Origin of the sequence: Candidatus Symbiopectobacterium sp. NZEC151, from assembly GCF_025962655.1 — a bacterium.
Taxonomy (GTDB): domain Bacteria; phylum Pseudomonadota; class Gammaproteobacteria; order Enterobacterales; family Enterobacteriaceae; genus Symbiopectobacterium.
Genome location: NZ_JAGFPE010000001.1, coordinates 248,335 through 266,012, shown reverse-complemented (window position 1 = coordinate 266,012; position 17,678 = coordinate 248,335). Strand labels below are relative to the sequence as shown.

15 protein-coding genes are annotated in these 17,678 nt (G+C 55.5%); 9 read left to right on the top strand and 6 right to left on the bottom strand.

Annotated features, from left to right (window positions below; translation table 11 throughout):
- Window positions 1-9 precede the first annotated feature (9 nt).
- From tssE to tssB, 3 genes are read right to left on the bottom strand one after another with little or no spacing between them, the layout of a single operon-like run.
- Window positions 10-441, bottom strand: coding sequence for a type VI secretion system baseplate subunit TssE (tssE, locus tag J5067_RS01165; RefSeq protein ID WP_264650237.1), 432 nt, complete (start codon window positions 439-441; stop codon window positions 10-12).
- 5 nt (window positions 442-446) lie between these two features.
- Window positions 447-1,925, bottom strand: coding sequence for a type VI secretion system contractile sheath large subunit (tssC, locus tag J5067_RS01160; protein ID WP_264642044.1), 1,479 nt, complete (start codon window positions 1,923-1,925; stop codon window positions 447-449).
- 31 nt (window positions 1,926-1,956) lie between these two features.
- Entirely contained in the window at window positions 1,957-2,460 is a 504-nt protein-coding gene (gene tssB / locus J5067_RS01155; protein ID WP_264642043.1) for a type VI secretion system contractile sheath small subunit, read from the bottom strand.
- A 1,223-nt stretch (window positions 2,461-3,683) separates the two neighbouring features.
- Here tssB and J5067_RS01150 point away from each other — a divergent pair.
- The 5 genes from J5067_RS01150 to J5067_RS01130 are packed head-to-tail and all read left to right on the top strand — an operon-like array spanning window position 3,684 to window position 10,223.
- On the top strand, window positions 3,684-5,507 hold the full coding sequence (locus J5067_RS01150) for an iron ABC transporter permease (RefSeq protein ID WP_264650236.1): 1,824 nt from the start codon (window positions 3,684-3,686) through the stop codon (window positions 5,505-5,507).
- A gap of 1 nt (window position 5,508) precedes the next feature.
- Window positions 5,509-6,594: an ABC transporter ATP-binding protein gene (locus tag J5067_RS01145; protein ID WP_264650235.1), complete on the top strand. Its 1,086-nt coding sequence runs from the start codon at window positions 5,509-5,511 to the stop codon at window positions 6,592-6,594.
- A gap of 24 nt (window positions 6,595-6,618) precedes the next feature.
- Window positions 6,619-7,725 (top strand): ABC transporter substrate-binding protein, encoded by a 1,107-nt coding sequence (locus J5067_RS01140; RefSeq protein WP_264642040.1) that lies wholly within the window; start codon window positions 6,619-6,621, stop codon window positions 7,723-7,725.
- Window positions 7,726-7,780: 55 nt separating this feature from the next.
- Window positions 7,781-9,217, top strand: coding sequence for an inositol monophosphatase family protein (locus J5067_RS01135; RefSeq protein WP_264642039.1), 1,437 nt, complete (start codon window positions 7,781-7,783; stop codon window positions 9,215-9,217).
- Entirely contained in the window at window positions 9,210-10,223 is a 1,014-nt protein-coding gene (locus J5067_RS01130; RefSeq protein ID WP_264642038.1) for a substrate-binding domain-containing protein, read from the top strand. The genes J5067_RS01135 and J5067_RS01130 overlap by 8 nt, the downstream gene beginning before the upstream one ends.
- Before the next feature lie 17 nt (window positions 10,224-10,240).
- Here the strand turns inward: J5067_RS01130 and J5067_RS01125 are convergent, their stop codons facing one another.
- Complete coding sequence (locus J5067_RS01125; RefSeq protein WP_264642037.1) at window positions 10,241-10,747, bottom strand: MarR family winged helix-turn-helix transcriptional regulator; 507 nt, start codon at window positions 10,745-10,747, stop codon at window positions 10,241-10,243.
- A gap of 82 nt (window positions 10,748-10,829) precedes the next feature.
- Between J5067_RS01125 and J5067_RS01120 the strand changes: the two genes are divergently transcribed.
- Window positions 10,830-11,705, top strand: coding sequence for an EamA family transporter (locus J5067_RS01120; protein ID WP_264642036.1), 876 nt, complete (start codon window positions 10,830-10,832; stop codon window positions 11,703-11,705).
- 11 nt (window positions 11,706-11,716) lie between these two features.
- Here J5067_RS01120 and narP read toward each other — a convergent pair whose 3' ends face one another.
- Window positions 11,717-12,349 carry a nitrate/nitrite response regulator protein NarP gene (gene narP / locus J5067_RS01115; RefSeq protein WP_264628303.1) on the bottom strand — a complete coding sequence of 211 codons (633 nt, stop codon included), beginning with the start codon at window positions 12,347-12,349 and terminating at the stop codon, window positions 11,717-11,719.
- Between the two features lie 74 nt (window positions 12,350-12,423).
- Window positions 12,424-14,142 (bottom strand): nitrate/nitrite two-component system sensor histidine kinase NarQ, encoded by a 1,719-nt coding sequence (gene narQ, locus J5067_RS01110; RefSeq protein WP_264643677.1) that lies wholly within the window; start codon window positions 14,140-14,142, stop codon window positions 12,424-12,426.
- Between the two features lie 252 nt (window positions 14,143-14,394).
- On the opposite strand from narQ, the gene napF reads away from it, so the two are divergent.
- The 3 genes from napF to napA are packed head-to-tail and all read left to right on the top strand — an operon-like array spanning window position 14,395 to window position 17,677.
- A complete protein-coding gene (napF, locus tag J5067_RS01105; RefSeq protein WP_264650234.1) occupies window positions 14,395-14,928 on the top strand; it encodes a ferredoxin-type protein NapF in 534 nt (177 codons plus the stop codon).
- Window positions 14,925-15,194, top strand: a complete 270-nt coding sequence (napD, locus tag J5067_RS01100) for a chaperone NapD (RefSeq protein WP_264650233.1) — start codon at window positions 14,925-14,927, stop codon at window positions 15,192-15,194. The genes napF and napD overlap by 4 nt, the downstream gene beginning before the upstream one ends.
- Window positions 15,191-17,677: a nitrate reductase catalytic subunit NapA gene (gene napA, locus J5067_RS01095; RefSeq protein WP_264650232.1), complete on the top strand. Its 2,487-nt coding sequence runs from the start codon at window positions 15,191-15,193 to the stop codon at window positions 17,675-17,677. The genes napD and napA overlap by 4 nt, the downstream gene beginning before the upstream one ends.
- Window position 17,678 lies beyond the last annotated feature (1 nt).

Genomic DNA, 17,678 nt, shown 5'->3' with positions numbered 1-17,678 from the left:
ATGACAGGGTCAGACCATTCGGTAATGGCGGTGGTTATCCATGTGAATGTTGAACGAAGTGACCTGCTCCAAGTCGTCCAGCTTGACGTGAGCGGTCACCTGAAATGACATCTCCAAAGGATTCGATAACGAACCCGAGTCGAGGATGTCCACATGCACAATGCGCGGTTCAAAGCGGCAAATGCACTGCCGGATCGCTTCGCAAATTTTGCCGTAGATATCTGCCCCCCCCTGCGTCGCGTCATTGAAATCAATCACGCCCAACTCAGGTGCACTGCGGCAATTGCCCGGACGGGTATTGAGCACGTTGTCCAACTGGCGTTTGATGGACAAAATCAGTGTCTCAAGCTCCGTTTCAGGGGAGGCGCGCTGCGTCTCCCCCCGAATACGATCGAACAGACTTGCCGTATTTCCCCGTTCCCAGGCAGAAAGTGACGGCATCGGCCTTATTCCTTATCCAAACGCCCAACCAACGACAGTTCGAAGTTAGCGCCCATGTATTTGAAATGGGGACGCACTGACAGCGAGACCTGATACCAGCCTGGCTCCCCTTCCACATCCAGCACCTTGATCTGCGCCGCACGCAGCGGACGACGGCTACGCACGTCTGCCGGCGGGTTTTCCTGATCCGCGATGTACTGTTTGATCCAGGTATTCAGCTCACGCTCCAGATCCTGACGCTCTTTCCACGCGCCAATCTGCTCGCGCTGTAACACCTTGATGTAGTGCGCCAGACGGTTGATGATGAACATGTACGGCAGTTGGGTGCCCAACTTATAGTTGGTTTCCGCCTCTTTACCCTCTTTGGTATTGGGGAACACCTTGGGCTTCTGCACCGAGTTGGCAGAGAAGAACGCGGCGTTGTCGCTGTCCTTGCGCATGGTCAGCGTGATGAAACCTTCTTCGGCCATCTCATATTCGCGGCGGTCAGTGATCAGCACTTCCGTCGGGATTTTTGCCTGCAATTGCCCCATGGCTTCATACACATGCACGGGCAGATCGGTAATAGCACCACCGCTTTGCGGGCCGATAATATTCGGGCACCAACGGTATTTGGCGAAGCTGTCGGTGATGGCCGAGCCCATCAGATAAGCGGTATTGCCCCACAGGTAGTGATCGTGATCGGAACTAATATCTTCTTTGTAATTGAAGCCCTTGATGGGGTTTTCAATCGGATCGTAGGGCAAACGTGCCAGGAAGCGCGGTGCCGTCAATCCCAGGTAGCGCGCATCCTCGGACTCACGCAGCGAACGCCACTTGGTATAGGCTGGGCCTTCAAACACCGATTTAAGATCCTTGATGGTCGGCAGATCGGTGAAGCTATCGACACCGAAAAAGGTCGGCGCGACGGAAGAAACAAACGGTGCGTGCGCCATGGCACCCACGGCGCTGACGTATTGCATCAGTTTGATATCGGGTGAGCTTTGCGTCATGGCATAGTCGCCGATCACCCCACCGATAGGCTGGCCGCCAAATTGCCCGTAACCACTGGAATAAACGTGTTTGTAAAAGCCAGATTGGGTAATTTCCGGTGCGAACTCAAAATCATCCAGCAACTCTTCTTTGGTAGCATGGAGCACCAGCAGCTTGATGTTTTCACGAAAGTCAGTGCGATCGACCAGCAGTTTCAGCGAGCGCCAGGAGGATTCCAGTTCCTGTAGCGGTTTAGCATGCAGAATGACATCGACCTGCTTGCTCAATGTCTTGTCCAGTTCGACGATCATGCTATCAACCAGCGCTTTGTTTACCGGTTCTGCGGCATTGCCGTTGTCAAGAATATTGGCCACCAGCGCCGCAATTCCCTGTTTGGCGACGCTATAGCCCTCATCGACCGGCGTAATGCGCGCCTGCGCCATGATTTCATCCAGCAATGAGCCAGAGGCACTGGCGGCGTTGGCCTGTGTTTGTGCTTCAATGATTGACATCGTTATTTCCCTATCTCGTTGTGGGCATCAATTATTCAGCCGGTTTCACCAGATCCAGCTCTTTCAGCAGTTGTTCTCTGGCTTCATCGCTGGCTAACAGATCCTGTAAACGGTTACGGAAAGCGGGAATATTGCCGAGCGGCCCCTTGAGGGCAACGAGTGCTTCACGTAGCGCCAACAGTTTGCGCAATTCAGGCACCTGTTGAGCAATACGATCGGGGGAAAAGTCATTCAGTGAAGCAATATTCAGCTTCACCGGCATATCATCTTGAGAATCGTCTTCCAGGCGATTCGGAACGTTGAAATTCAGTTCCAGCTTGGCCTCTTTCATTACCGAAGCGAAATTATTTTTATCGATTGATACCGTCTCACGCTCCTCGATCGGTGTCTCTTCGGTACGTCCTTTCATATTTCCCACAACCATCAACGTCAGCGGCAACTCTATTTCTGCCTGCTGGCCTCCAGTGGCGGGGACATATTTGATATTAATACGCTCTTTTGGTGCGACAGATGCACCGTCAGTTCCTTTTGCCATAAGTCTATACCAGTATAGGGCTCCATCACCCGGGAAAAGTAAAGCCGAATCCCACTGGATGCTGTCATCAGTAATGAGAGAGCAAACCTGCGGAGAGCAAATAAGATTTGTCATTCGACCAGCGATGTAAAATTCAAAACCGTGTTAAAAAAATGAAAATAAATATTTAAAGACATGCATGCACGGTAAAACGGAGCAAACTAAATATTTACCCAAAAAGGAAGAAAAACAACTGTTGCCACATGTATCGCAATCATACACATAATATAAACCAACGGTCAACGGGTCTTAAATCAGACACTAAGCACAGCGTGGAAAAAATAAAAAACCATCAAAAACAACAATATAAATAACATCCATTGATAAGTTTTTTTTAAAAATCGAAAAAATCGAACAAAAAACGACTGATTTTCATTAGGGAAAAACAGAGGTATTTATACCCTTTTTATTTTAATAAAAATAAAATAGTTAGCATGTTAAGTAATTCATTTGGATATTATTCTGATTTTTCCCTTTTTCTTAAACCTCGATTAAATACCACCATTCCTGAATTAGCCATTAACATCACGGTGTTAATTTAGGATTATTCTCACCTTTATTTTCTGGGGTTAACACAGAGGAAAACAACATGATAAACCATAAAATCCGCGCACTTATACCAAATGCCAGCAAACAAATTCCTAAAAATCAGATAATGACAAAAAGAGCAATGCAATAAAGTCTGAAAATCTGCGTATTTGATCGATTTACTGGACAAAAATGAAACAGCCCCGCAATGCTTTGTTTATGGGCCTGCTCGTAGGGAGGAGTTTTCTGAAGAAGCAGAATGAGAATATTCCTATAATAAGCCATCGCACAAATTGAAAACAGCGGGTCCGTTTAATCCCTAGTGCAACTTTCTGCAACGCGTTCATTGCTCGATACCAATCAGGTTAATCTGTGCCATCAATAGCAAGGTTGAAGAAAGAGAATACGCCCAAGGCTGGGCCGATAGACGAAACTTCATCATGCTGCGCTAAAGAAAATATTCAGTGGCGATTGGTTCGTCCTGAAAAAAGCGGTGTTGTCGCGGCTCACTTCTCTGTAGACGGGCCCATTTAGGCTCCTGACCTTAACAACAATGAACGGCAATATAGGATTTGCACATAGGTGCAAACAACTCGACAAACTGTAACATTGCCTCGTTATATTCCTGCCTGTTGTCAACAGACAGGGGTAAATCTGTGTCTTACCAAGCCGAAATTCGCCACCGCAAAATCGCGTGGCCAAAGCTGCGCCATGCGCTGTCTATCGCCAGCCACGAGCCTGCCAACTTACTGGGCGCACTGCTGCTGATGCTGTTTAGCGGGATCATTCTGTCACCGGTGCTTTCCGTTTTGCTGAATGCAACACTGGTGCAAAGCGGCGATGAAGGCCGCACCGATGCCGCCGAGGGCGCATTTACCGCCTATTACCTGCTGCGCACGTTGGCCTCGAGAATGTCCGACCTGTTGCTGTGGACACCGTTACTGAACACCTTGGCTGTGGCAGTGAGTACCGTCGTGGGCGCACTGGTGGTGGGCATCACGCTGGCCTGGCTTATCCACCGCACCGATATTGCCGGGCGCAAAGGGTTTGCCACCCTGCTGATTGTGCCGTTTATGCTGCCTTCCTGGACCTTCGCGCTGGCCTGGACCACCCTGTTCAAGAACCATGCGATTGGCGGTCAGCCCGGTTGGCTGGAGGCAATGGGGATCCAGACGCCCAACTGGATGGCCTACGGCTATTTTCCCATTGTGGTCATCATGACGTTGCACTACACACCGCTGGTTATCCTGATCGTTGGCAATGCCCTGAGGCGTATTGACAGTCAGATGGAAGAGTGCGCCCGCGTGCTGGGTGCCTCACGCAAGGTGATCGCGTTCAAAATCATTATCCCGCTGGTGCGTCCCGCGCTGTTATCGGCGTCGTTGTTGATTTTTGCCGACTGCATCGGCGAGTTTGCCCTGCCCTATATTCTCGGCCTGCCGGTCCATTTTGATACGTTATCGACCAGCCTGTATCGGGCCATCAGCACCCGACAGTCCGGCGTGGCGGCGGTTATCGCCACGGTGATCATGCTGATGGGTATGATCACCTTGCTGCTGGATATGAAAATGCTGCGCGAAGCGAAACGCTTTGTCACGGTAGGCGGCAAAGGGGTCATGGAGCGTCGCCGCGCGCTCGGGCGTTGGCGGATGTTGGCCGCCGCCGTACCGCTTACTTTTATTTTGATAGGGGTCGCCATTCCGCTGCTGACGCTGTTTCTTTCTACGGTGATGCTGCTGCCCGGTCGCTTCACGGCGGATAATTTCACCCTGGCCTACTGGGTTGGTCACAACCTCGATACCGTAGCGCTGCATAACGGCATATTACTGACGCCTGAATTTTGGCGCACGGTGGCAAATACCTTGCTTATCGTCGGATCCGCCTCGGTTACCTGCGGCGTGCTCGGTCTGCTGGTGGGCTATACCGTGATGCGCTGCCACTTCCGCTGGATTGCCGCCTGCCTGCGTCAGTTGACGTTTCTGCCCTATCTGGTGCCTGGCATTGCCTTTGCCACCGCGTTTCTCTCTCTGTTTGCGGTAGCAAGAGGCCCCATTCCGGCGCTGTACGGCACGCCGTTGATCTTAATTCTGGCGCTGATTGCAGAAAAAATGCCGTATGCCAGCCGCTCGGGCATTGCCGCCATGACCCAGCTCGGCAAAGAGGCCGAAGAAGCCGCGCAGATTGCCGGCGCCGGTTGGTTGGCGCGCCTGCGCCGCATCGTGATTCCGATTCAAGCAGGCCCGCTGGCGACCGGCATCCTGCTGCCGTTTATCTCCGGCATTAAGGGCGTCAGTCTGTTCGTCATTCTCGCCACCCCCGCAACCGATGTGCTGACCACCTATTCCCTGCGTTTGATTGACTACAACTACCAGCAGGCGGCCAACGCCGTGGTACTGATGATTGCGCTGATTTCATGGGCAGGTACGGTGATGATCCAGAAGATCACCGGCACCGGTCTGGCTGACGCGCTGGAGAACTAACATGCCTTCCATCCAGTTGTCCCACCTCACCAAAACCTACGCCGGCAGCGACAGTCCGGCAGTCAACAACATCAGTCTGACCGTCAACGATGGCGAATTCATGTGTTTGCTCGGGCCGTCTGGCTGCGGAAAAACCACGATTTTGCGTATGATCGCCGGGATTGAGCACGCCAGCGGCGGGGAGATTATCATCGGCAACAAGGTGGTCGATTCCGTCACGCAGGGCCTTTATGTCCCGCCCGAAAAACGCGGCATCGGTCTGGTGTTTCAGAGCTACGCGCTCTGGCCCCATATGACGGTCGAACAGAATGTCGATTTTGGTCTGCGTTTGCAAAAAGTCCCGACACAAGCGCGTATCGCACGCACTCAGGACGTGATGGAAAAATTGCGCATCGCGGATTATGCCAAGCGCTATCCGGCACAGCTCTCAGGAGGACAGCAGCAGCGCGTCGCCCTGGCGCGCATGCTGGCCGTTAATCCCGGCGTGCTGTTGCTGGACGAGCCGCTCTCGAATCTGGACGCCACGTTGCGTCTGGAAATGCGGGCCGAACTGCGTCGCTTACACGAAACCTTTGGCACCACCATCGTGTTTGTCAGTCACGATCAGTGGGAAGCGATGACCCTGGCGACCACCATCGCGGTGATGAGCGCCGGGCAGATGCAGCAGGTTGGTACGCCGGACCAAATCTATGCCGCCCCCGCCAACCGCTTTGTCGCCGAATTTATTGGCACGCCCAAGCTCAATATGATCCCGTTACACCCGCCGTTGAGCCATTTGGCACAGCATCTGCACCAGCGATTTTCCCTGCACGACAGCGAGCACACCGAGCTGTGCGGTATCCGACCTGAAGAGATCGTCCTCAGCGCGGATGCGGGCCATAACGGCGTTGCCATGACCATCGATAACATCATGCCTACCGGCGGCAGTTGGATCATTGAACTGGTCACCGGCAACGATCGCCTGTTTCATTCGACGCAACTGCGGCCACGCTGGCAGCCTCATCAGCAAGTGTTCTGTCAGTTGCCGTCCCACTCTCTGCACTTTTTCAATCGTCACGGGCTGCGCCACGAGATAGCCGCCCAGTAACCCCCTAACTTATTATCAGGAGTCATGATGAAGCGCACGTTCACCGCACTGTTGGTCACCAGTACCTTGCTAAGCAGCCCATTAACCCATGCTGAAACCGCCGAACTGCAAGCGCTGATCGCCGCCGCACAGCAAGAGAACCCGATCACCGTTTATGCTTCAACCGGTAAAATCGTGCAGCAGGCCAAAGCCTTTAGCGAAAAATACGGGCTTAAAGCCACCGGTGTAAAAGCCGATGCGCCGCAAATCATCGAAATTATCAGCCGCGAAGCGCAAGCCAAAAACGTCAGGGCCGATGTCGCCATCGTGGAAGATACCCCTGCGGCAATCACGCAATTGCTCAGTAAAGGCTATGTGCAAAGCTGGGTTCCGGATGACCTGAAAGGCAACATCGCCGCCCGTTATCAAAACCCATTAACCGTGGTGCTGGCGCCTAACGTGTTTGCCTACAATACCGCGCGTCACACCACCTGCCCTGTCACCAATATCTGGCAGCTTACCCAACCCGCGTGGCGGGGCAAGGTGGCGATGCAGGATCCGACCGGCAAACCTGCCTACACCGATTGGTTTAGCCAGATGGAAACCCACTACGATCAGCAAATTCGTGATGCGTATCAGCAACAATTCGGTAAGCCGCTGCAAACCAGCGAGAAATCAGCTACGGCGGCGTTTGTCAAAGCGCTGGCAGGAAACAGCGTGTTGCTCACCCACTCCGATAATGACGCGGCCTCTGCCATTGGCGCACCGGACGGCAATGCGGATTTTGTCGGTCTGGTTTCAACCGCGAAATTCCGTGATAACCAACAGGGGATGAAGCTGGGACTGTGTAACGGACTCAAACCGTTTATCGGCTGGAATTATCCCAGCCTGGGGGTGATCGCCACCGGCAGCCACAGCCCTAACGCCGCCAAGCTGTTTATCCACTATTTGCTGACCGCAGAAGGGATTGAGCCGCAGAGCGTCGATGGCAAAATGTCCACCAACCAGACGGTCTCACTGCCCGCCAACGAAGCGTCCGGGATCGAAAAGTACCGCTCAGAGTTAATGGAATACCTGACGGTCACGGCTAAAGAGGATTGGAAAAGCCGTCAGGACTGGCAGGATATCTGGAGCCTGAACTACAAGAAATAACGTTTCACGCTGACCATGACATTACCCAACTTCACTTTTAAACAGGCAGATTACGTTGACGAACATCGACATTGAGCAGCGCGAAGCGGCATTAAAACGCATCATTCTGGACGCTGGCGATACCGCCCTGCGCTATTTTCTTTCGCGCAAAGCGGGAGAATATGAACTCAAGGGCCATCAGGATATCCTGACCGAAGCAGACACCCTGGTTGAAGCCCTGATTTTACGGGAACTTGGCGCAGCTTTTCCCGACGATCTGGTTTTGGGTGAAGAATCCGCGCGCCAACCCGCCAACACCGCTAGTTTGTGGGTTGTCGATCCGATTGATGGTACCGCCAACTTTGCGCGCGGCATCGCCCATTTCTGCGTGTGCATCGCCTGGGTTTATCGTGGCACCACCGAGCTTGGCGCCATCTATAACCCGGTCAGTCAGGAACTCTATCTGGCACGCCGTGGACACTACGCCTTGAAAAACGACCAACCGCTGCGCTGCACTACCATCGCAGATACGCAGTTGGCCTCTTTTGAACTGGGGTGGTCTGCGCGTCACAGCCAGCGCCGCTATCTGGACGTGATGGCCGCCCTGCTCAATCTGGGTGCCAGCATTCGCCGTGGCGGTTCGGGCGCGCTGGCGCTGGCCTGGGTCGCGGAAGGCCGCACGGAGGGTTATGTGGAAATCCATATGAACGCCTGGGACTGTCTGGCTGGATTATTGCTGGTGCGCGAAGCGGGAGGGCAAACCGGCATCATTCCTCAGGATGCCGCCGGCCTGTATAAGGGTTTGCCCGTGCTGGCAGCAGCACCGGGCGTCGCCGCAGCGTTGGCGCGCGCCGCCAGCATTCCGTTGGCCAGCGGGACGGTCACGCCTGCGCCAGTTTCTCCGTCCACGCCGGTATACCCACGTCCGCCTATCAGCCTGATTAGCGAAAACTTCCCCGGCTGGGGCATGGATATCTATATCGGCGGTGCCAGCGGCGTCTGCGACGCCGCGCTGCTGGCCGAACACGATATCGGTATTGTGATTAATTGCGCGGTGAATCTCGATATCGATTGGGTGACCACCCAGGAAGCGGCACCTGATGCCCATCTGCTTTCCCACGGTGCCGGACCGGTTCGCTATTACAAACTCGGGCTGATTGATGGCGAAGGCAATGCGCAGGAGATGCTTCACGCGGGCTATCACTTGATGCGCTCCGCGCTGTTGCAGCAAATTCCCGATAAACCCTCTTATCGCAACCGCCGTCGGGGCAATATTCTGGTCAACTGTCGCGGCGGACGCAGCCGTTCTGTGGCGCTGGTCGCCCTGTTTATGCACCTTGAATGCCCGGAACGTTACCCGACGCTTGACGATGCCATCGCGCTGATTCGAGAAAAGCGTCAGCTACACCCGGACGAATGGTTTGAAACGCCGAAGCCGTCGCTGACGCGTCTGGCTGAACATGCCATCCTGCGTGAAAAGGCATTGATTGCAACGGAATGGCACGATGAGTGAGAGCAGTTACAGCAAAAACAGCGGGTTTGCCAGCGCCGCCGAAGTCGCGCAATTGGCAGGCGTATCGCGCTCGGCGGTATCGCGCACCTTCACGCCGGGCAGCAGCGTCTCAGCGGAGACGCGGCGCAAGGTCCTTGCCGCCGCACAAACGCTTAACTACCACGTCAATCATCTGGCACGCGGCCTCTCCAAAGAGGCCTGCCGCCCGGTGTGTATTCTGGGCGGTAATCTGGCTGCACCTTATCAGGCCAGTTTGCTGGAACACCTCACCCGTCGTTTGAACCACGCCGGACGCGCGGTGATGGTGATCAACACCGACGACGGTGAAGAGAGTGTCAGGGAAGCCCTGCAACAAACCCTGAATTATCGTTCGACGGCAACGATTGTGTTGTCAGGAAAGCCGCCGGGTGCGCTGATTGAAACCTGCCTGCAAAGCGGACAGCAGGTGATTTTGATCAACCGCATGGGACAGTTTTCCGGGGCGGACAATATCGAGATTGACTACCGTTCGACGATGGCCGATGCGTTGAACTTGTTGCTCACTGCCGGCTGTCAGCAGATTGCGCTGGTGTCGTCATCGGCGCGTTCTCCCAGTATGGTGCTGCGCGAAACGCGCTTTCTCGATGCGGCGGCTGAACGGGGGATTAACGTCACGCTGACCCAACCGGGCAGCGCCAGTTACCTTACTGGCGCTGCCGCCGCGCGCGAGTTGTTAAACGCAGAATCGCGTCCGGACGGGGTGTTTTGCGTCACCGACCTGCTTGCCTGTGGCTTTATCGACGTCGCTCGGCACGAGTTCGGCCTACGCATTCCAGAAGATATCAGCGTCATCGGCTTCGATGATATCGAACAGGCCAGTTGGCTGGGCTATGACCTGACCACTTTCGCCCAGCCTTTGTCCGAGATGGCGGAAGCCGCGTGCCAATTGGTGATCGCCCCGGCAACGGGAACACCGTCGCGGCACGTGTTCAACGCCCTTCCCGTGCGGCGCAGCAGCTTACGCTAGATTTTCCCTGATGATCGTTACTCATCCTCGAGCAGGCGCATCAGGGTGGATAGCGCCTCGTTCAACTGCTGGCGCTGTGCCGCAGATAGCCCGGACAGCAGGTGTCGTTCGTTTTCGATATGGGTTTCGACGGCGCGGTCGATCACCTCGCGGCCTTGTGGCGTCAGCGCCACCAGCATGCTGCGAGCATCCTCTGGATTGGGCAGTCGCGAAATAAACGCGCGTTTCTCCAACGCTTTCAGTCGGTGTGTGATGGTACCAGAGGTGATCATCAGGGTCGAAAACAGCTGCGTGGGTGACAGCACAAACGGCGCACCAGCGCGCCGCAGCGTGGCAAGCATATCAAATTCCCAACGTACCAAGCCATGCTCCACGAAGGCCTCATCGACACGCGGCTCCAGCAGCAATGCGCAGCGCTTCAGGCGGCCAATCGGTCCCATCGGGCTGCAATCCAGATCCGGGCGTTCACGCTTCCACTGTTCTAAAATTCGATCGACGGCATCCGCCTGCGTTTTTTTTGTCATCACTCGCTCATTTATCTTGATATCAAGATAATTATCATTGCATACTTTGCTCACTAATTTAGCTTGAAGCAAAGATAAAATCATGGCCTTTCTGTCACGTTATCCCCTTTTCGATCTGCTGCTCACCGCGCTGGCACCTACGATTTGGGGCACAACCTATATCGTTACCACCCAATTTCTGCCGCCTGACAGACCCTTTATCGCGGCACTGCTGCGTGTGCTGCCTGCCGGGTTTGCGCTGCTGTTATGGTGTCGCCATTTCCCTTTACGAAACGAATGGTGGAAGCTCATCGTCACCGGCATCCTCAATATCGGCGCGTTTCAGGCACTGTTGTTTATCGCCGCCTACCGTTTACCCGGCGGCATGGCTGCCGTTATCGGTGCGATACAGCCGCTGCTGGTGATGCTGCTGGCCTGGGGTATTGACCGGCAGCGATCCCCGCTAACCGCCGTCCTGGCAGCGGTTACCGGTATTATTGGCATGGCGATGTTACTGCTTTCACCGCAAACGGTGGTAGACACCATCGGGATCGGCGCGGCATTTCTGGGTGCGGTCAGCATGGCATTGGGCACCTGGCTGTCACGGCGCTGGTCGCTCTCGATGCCGGTGATGGCACTGACCGGATGGCAGTTACTGCTCGGCGGAATCTTTTTGTTGCCGGTGGCGCTGCTGGTCGATCCGCCGCTACCCACGCTGACAGTCACCCAGATTGCCGGTTATCTGTGGTTGTGCGTGGCAGGTGCGATGCTGGCCTATGCGCTGTGGTTCCGCGGCATTCGCCGTCTTTCTCCGGTCGCGGTGTCGGCGATGAGCCTGCTGAGCCCGGTCACGGCCGTGGTGCTCGGGTGGGTATTTCTCGGGCAGCGCATTCAGGGAATGGCGTTGCCCGGGCTGATTATCGTGATGGTGAGCGTATTGTCGATCCAGTGGGCGCTGATCAAAAAACCGAAGATCTGACGCCCCTGACGTTATAAACCGCGCGTTTGCAGGTACAGCACGGTAGCTGCCACGCGTGAACTGACGTTTAACTTGCGCAGGATATTGCGGATATGCACCTTCACGGTCTCTTCCGAAATAAACAGCGCAGAGGCGATCTGCTTGTTGGACAGCCCCGACGCCACTTCCTGAAGCACGTCCAGTTCACGCTCGGTGAGTACGGTAAACGGCGAAGGGATCTCCTGCACCGCCATGCGGTTTTGTAAAACCTCCTTCACCTGCTCACTGAAGGCATCGCCGTTACGGATTGCCGCTAACAGGTTCTCCGGGGCGCTGTCTTTCAGCAGATACCCATCCGCCCCCGCATCCACCAGCGCGTAAATGTCGCCCGGTGAATCCGACACGGTCAGCACGATAATGCGCGCGCAGATGCCATCGCGCCGCAGTGCGTGGAGCGTATCCAGTCCGCTCAACCCTTTCATATTGAGGTCGAGCAAAATAATATCGGGTGAATCGCGATTGGCGAGGCTAAGCGCCTCCATACCATTACTGGCTTCCCCAATTACCTCAAAAATTGCATCGGTTTCCAATAACTGGCGGATGCCCCGGCGCATAAGCGGATGATCGTCGACAATCATCACGCGGTAGCTCAATGTATCTGACATTACCCACTCCCAAAGGACATACCCGTCATACTTCACGTTGCAAGACAACACGCGAATTATTTAGGGTCTAGATCTTATTCTTCTTTATCATTGATATTGTTGGTACTGCTGTGTTCGGTCGCTGGCGCTGAAAAGCACACGCTTACCCGCGTTCCACCGTCAGGATGGGAACCGATAGAGAGCGTGCCTCCCAAACGCTCGGCGCGTTCATGCATAATATTCAGGCCATAATGCCCCACGGGCTCCTCGTGGCTGCTGATACCGCGTCCATCATCACGAATATCAACACAGTGACCGCCATCAGGCTGAGTGCGGCAACTGACCACGATAGTCGTTGCCTGCGCGTGCTTGATGGCGTTCAACACCGCTTCACGAATGATCTGCAACAAATGCACCTGCTGCGCGGCATCCAGCGCCTGCGTCGGAATGCGGCAATCGATCTGGATGCTGGCGCTGGTTTGCGCACGCAGCGGTTCAATCATCTCTTGTAATGCAGCCGGTAAATCCGCCTGCTGCAACGTCAAACGAAACGTCACCAACAGCTCGCGCAGTTGACGATAAGCATCGCTCAGCGCCTGCTCAAAATCTGTGATGATATGCCGGGCCTGCACATTTTCTTCCGATACCGCGCGCTTGAGCAGCGTCAGTTGGATATTCAAATACGACAACACCTGGGCCAACGAGTCATGCAACTCTCGGGCGATCGTGGCGCGCTCTTCCATCAGCAACAGCTGTTGGTAGTGCTTCTGGGCCTGATTAAAATAGAGACCGCGACCCAGCATGTTGGCGACGCTCTCCATCAGTTGCGTCGACGGCTGCTGCGTGGAGGCCTGCCAGCGCAGTTGCCCAAACTCGACGTCCTGCAAGCGAATGGGCAATGCCTGCCACGCCGCCCCCCCATTTTCCTTCCCTTCGCTCAGCCGCCAGTTCTCACCGACACACATTTCCAGACAGCCAACCGTTTCATAGCGGTGGACGATCTGCAAGATGCGCTGGAAACAGTGCCTGTCGATGGTGCTGACATTCAGCGCCTGAGAGCAGTTATACAGCACCTTCAGCATGCGGTTCGCTTCTTGCAAGCGCAGCGTTTTCTGCCGAACCTTCTCCTCCAGCGAACGGTACACCTTATGCAACTCGTCCGTCATGCGGGTGAAGGTTTGCGCCAGCAGCCCCAGTTCATTTGGCAGCGACGTGTCCAGGCGCGCATGGGTGAAGTAGCCTTTCTCCACCGCCGCACAGGCTGCCATCAGTTTGCTAAGCGGCACTACCACCTGACGGCGAATGCGGCGCAGCGTGAAGAAGATCAGTATATAAATAGTGACGGCCCCAATCATTGATGTCGCCACCACTATCTTCATTTTGCGCTCGGAATAGTGCTGCAATGCCAGTACGAAATGGTCGATCTGCGTGACATAGCGGGCAATATTCTGTTGATACCAGACCAGATCCCCCGCGCCCAACCGCTCGTCCATCAGGGTCCAGTTCACCAACAGCGCCGTGTATTGTTCATGCACCTCACGCGGCACGTACCAACGCGCCAACAGATGAAACACCGGCGAATCCAGCGTTTGCGCATAAAACTGGCGGTGCTGGGTTAATTCGGCGCGATCGCCCTGCAAGTCATAGCCCATGCGATAGCTCTGCATACGCATTGAACCGGCGATATTGATGGCTTCGGCATCGCGCAGGCCGCTGGCCAAGGTTAACAACGCAATACCGGTTGTCAGGAATGACAGCAAGGCAATGTAAAAGAAAGCGCGGGCAAGGCTGGTAGAGACAGGACGTTTGACCATCACGACGATTAATCCCCTTTCACATCACATGAGTCACCCAGAAAGCAGCAAGAATGCTGCTGGCACCATTATCACTTTCTACCGTCAATCAGGCGAGCAGGCCGTGGGGTAATCCTGCATAAGCTTGATCCTGCATCCGTATTTACCTCTAAAGGGTGATTATCCACTAAACGGTAAGAGGAATAGTGTAACCCCTACAAAAACAGTGTTTTTTCTGGGGGCATTTTTCCCCTGCCGGAGCAACGTACTGCCATGACCGATCTCTCCCGTCGTTTCCTGTTCAGCGGTGGCCGACAGCGCGCAGACAGCACGCTGCGCCCTCCGTGGAGCGGTGCGGAAGCGGTTTTTATCGATGCCTGCACGCGCTGCAACGCCTGCGTTGATGCCTGCGACACCGGCATCGTGCAACGCGGACCGGGGGGATTTCCGGTGATCGACTTCCTGCGCGGTGAATGCACGTTTTGTTATGACTGCGCCAGTGCCTGCCCGCAAGCGCTGTTTGCCGAGCGTCACACCACGCCCTGGGAGTACTCCCTGTCGATCGGCGAGCGCTGTCTGGCGCAACAGCGGGTGGAGTGCCGCAGTTGTCAGGATAGCTGCGAAGCGGGAGCCATCCTGTTTCGCCCAACGCTTCATCGCGTTGCCACACCGCAACTCGATGAGGCGGTCTGTACCGCTTGTGGCGCCTGTATCGCCGGGTGCCCCGCTCACGCGATATCAATAATAAAAACGGGGGTTACGCCCCCCCCCGCACCGCGTCTCACGGCGCAACAGGAAAACCGATGAACACAGTCTGGCACGTCTGCAGTTTGGTGGTTCACGCCCGCACGCAAAACACCGCGAGCGTGGCGGCGACAGTGGGCGCACTCCCTAACGTGGAGGTTGCCGCCTGCGACAGCAAGAGCGGAAAAATGGCCGTGGTGCTGGAGTCAGATTCAGAAGACACGCTGTTAAAACACATAGCGTCAATACGTGAAGTTGCAGGCGTACTGGCGGTTTCGCTGGTTTATCACCAGCTTGATGAACAACCTCAGGGTGAGGAAACACCATGAAACTCAGTCGACGACACTTTATGAAGGCTAACGCTGTCGCAGCGGCGGCAACGGTAGCAGGCATCAGTATACCGACGGCTGTCCGCGCCGTGACCGAGCAGCAGGACAGCATCCACTGGGATAAAGCGCCCTGTCGCTTCTGCGGCGTGGGATGTGGCGTGCTGGTCGGAACGCAAAATGGCCGTATTGTTGCCAGCCAGGGCGATCCCGACGCACCGGTAAACCGCGGCCTCAACTGCATCAAAGGCTATTTCCTGCCGAAAATCATGTACGGACAGGATCGCGTGACCCAACCGCTGCTGCGCATGCGTGATGGTCAATACGATAAAGAAGGGGAATTTACCCCCGTCTCCTGGGATCAGGCGTTTGACATCATGGAGCAGAAGTTCAAAACCGCGCTGAAAGAGAAAGGTCCGAACGGTATCGGCATGTTCGGTTCCGGCCAGTCGACCATCTGGGAAGGCTACGCCGCTGCCAAATTGTTCAAGGCCGGGTTCCGTTCTAACAATATCGACCCGAATGCGCGCCACTGCATGGCCTCGGCAGTCGTTGGCTTCATGCGCACTTTCGGCATGGATGAACCCATGGGCTGCTACGATGATATCGAGCAAACCGATGCATTCGTGCTGTGGGGCTCAAACATGGCCGAGATGCACCCGATCCTCTGGTCGCGCATCACCGATCGCCGCCTGTCGAACCCCAATGTCAACGTGGCGGTGCTCTCCACCTACCAACACCGCAGCTTCGAACTGGCGGATAACGGCATGGTGTTCACGCCGCAAACCGACCTCGCCATTCTCAACTACATCGCCAACTACATCATTCAGAACAATGCGGTTAACGAGAAATTCCTCAAGGCGCATGTGAACATTCGTCAAGGCGCGACGGATATTGGCTATGGCCTGCGCCCGACCCATCCATTGGAAAAGGCAGCGAAAAACCCCGGTTCTGATGCGTCTGAGCCGATGACGTTTGAGGCTTATAAAGCGTTTGTCGCGGAATACACGTTGGAGAAAACCACAGCGCTCAGCGGTGTGCCCGCCGATCAGTTGGAAGCGCTGGCAAAACTCTATGCCGATCCGCACAAGAAAGTGATCTCTTACTGGACCATGGGCTTTAACCAGCACACGCGCGGCGTGTGGGCCAACAACCTGGTCTATAACATTCACCTGCTGACCGGCAAGATCTCCCAACCGGGCTGTGGTCCGTTCTCGTTAACCGGCCAGCCTTCCGCCTGTGGCACCGCGCGTGAAGTCGGCACCTTTGCCCACCGCCTGCCAGCGGACATGGTGGTCACCAACGAGAAACACCGCGACATCGCGGAGAAACTGTGGCAACTGCCGTCTGGCACCATCCCCGAAAAAATTGGCTTGCACGCCGTGGCGCAAGACCGTGCGCTGAAAGACGGCACGCTCAATGCCTATTGGGTGATGTGCAACAACAACATGCAGGGCGGCCCGAACATCAACCAGGAACGTATGCCCGGCTGGCGCGATCCGCGCAACTTCATCGTGGTGTCCGATCCCTACCCCACCATCAGCGCACTGACCGCTGACCTGATTTTGCCCACCGCCATGTGGGTGGAAAAAGAGGGTGCCTACGGCAACGCCGAGCGTCGCACGCAATTCTGGCGTCAGCAGGTTAAAGCGCCCGGTGAATCCAAATCCGATCTGTGGCAGGTGGTCAGCTTTGCCAAGCGCTTCAAAGTCGAAGAGGTGTGGCCGGAAACGCTGCTGGCGCAAAAACCGCAATATCGCGGCAAAACGCTCTATGACGTGCTGTTCGCCAACGATGCGGTTAAACGCTTCCCGCTCAGTGAACTGGCAGAAAACCAGCTCAACGATGAGTCGCGCGAGCTCGGTTTTTACTTGCAGAAAGGCTTGTTTGAAGAATACGCCGCCTTTGGCCGGGGCCACGGCCACGATTTAGCGCCGTTTGACACCTACCATCAGGTACGTGGCATGCGCTGGCCGGTGGTTGACGGCAAAGAAACCCAGTGGCGCTACAGCGAAGGGAACGATCCTTACGTTAAAGCGGGTGAAGAGTATCGCTTCTACGGCAAGCCGGATGGCAAAGCGGTGATCTTCGCCCTGCCCTTCGAACCGGCGGCGGAAGCCCCTGACAGCGAATACGATCTCTGGCTCTCCACCGGTCGCGTTCTGGAACACTGGCACACCGGCAGCATGACACGCCGCGTACCGGAGTTGCACCGCGCGTTTCCCGAGGCGGTGCTGTTTATCCACCCGCTGGATGCCAAAGAGCGCAATCTGCGCCGCGGCGAAAAAGTGAAGATTATCTCGCGCCGGGGAGAAATTGTTTCCGTGGTCGAGACGCGAGGCCGTAACAAGCCGCCGCGCGGTCTGGTGTATATGCCGTTCTTCGACGCCGCCCAGTTGGTCAACATCCTGACGCTGGACGCCACCGACCCCTTGTCAAAAGAGGCGGATTTCAAGAAATGTGCCGTCAAGCTGGCTAAGGTGTAAC

Bases quoted from the DNA above. Each gene is read 5' to 3' on its own strand.
- tssE (WP_264650237.1), bottom strand. From the start codon at position 441: ATGCCGTCACTTTCTGCCTGGGAACGGGGAAATACGGCAAGTCTGTTC.
- tssC (WP_264642044.1), bottom strand. From the start codon at position 1,925: ATGTCAATCATTGAAGCACAAACACAGGCCAACGCCGCCAGTGCCTCT.
- tssB (WP_264642043.1), bottom strand. From the start codon at position 2,460: ATGGCAAAAGGAACTGACGGTGCATCTGTCGCACCAAAAGAGCGTATT.
- J5067_RS01145 (WP_264650235.1), top strand. From the start codon at position 5,509: ATGCCTTCCATCCAGTTGTCCCACCTCACCAAAACCTACGCCGGCAGC.
- J5067_RS01140 (WP_264642040.1), top strand. From the start codon at position 6,619: ATGATGAAGCGCACGTTCACCGCACTGTTGGTCACCAGTACCTTGCTA.
- J5067_RS01130 (WP_264642038.1), top strand. From the start codon at position 9,210: ATGAGTGAGAGCAGTTACAGCAAAAACAGCGGGTTTGCCAGCGCCGCC.
- J5067_RS01125 (WP_264642037.1), bottom strand. From the start codon at position 10,747: ATGACAAAAAAAACGCAGGCGGATGCCGTCGATCGAATTTTAGAACAG.
- J5067_RS01120 (WP_264642036.1), top strand. From the start codon at position 10,830: ATGGCCTTTCTGTCACGTTATCCCCTTTTCGATCTGCTGCTCACCGCG.
- narP (WP_264628303.1), bottom strand. From the start codon at position 12,349: ATGTCAGATACATTGAGCTACCGCGTGATGATTGTCGACGATCATCCG.
- narQ (WP_264643677.1), bottom strand. From the start codon at position 14,142: ATGGTCAAACGTCCTGTCTCTACCAGCCTTGCCCGCGCTTTCTTTTAC.
- napF (WP_264650234.1), top strand. From the start codon at position 14,395: ATGACCGATCTCTCCCGTCGTTTCCTGTTCAGCGGTGGCCGACAGCGC.
- napD (WP_264650233.1), top strand. From the start codon at position 14,925: ATGAACACAGTCTGGCACGTCTGCAGTTTGGTGGTTCACGCCCGCACG.
- napA (WP_264650232.1), top strand. From the start codon at position 15,191: ATGAAACTCAGTCGACGACACTTTATGAAGGCTAACGCTGTCGCAGCG.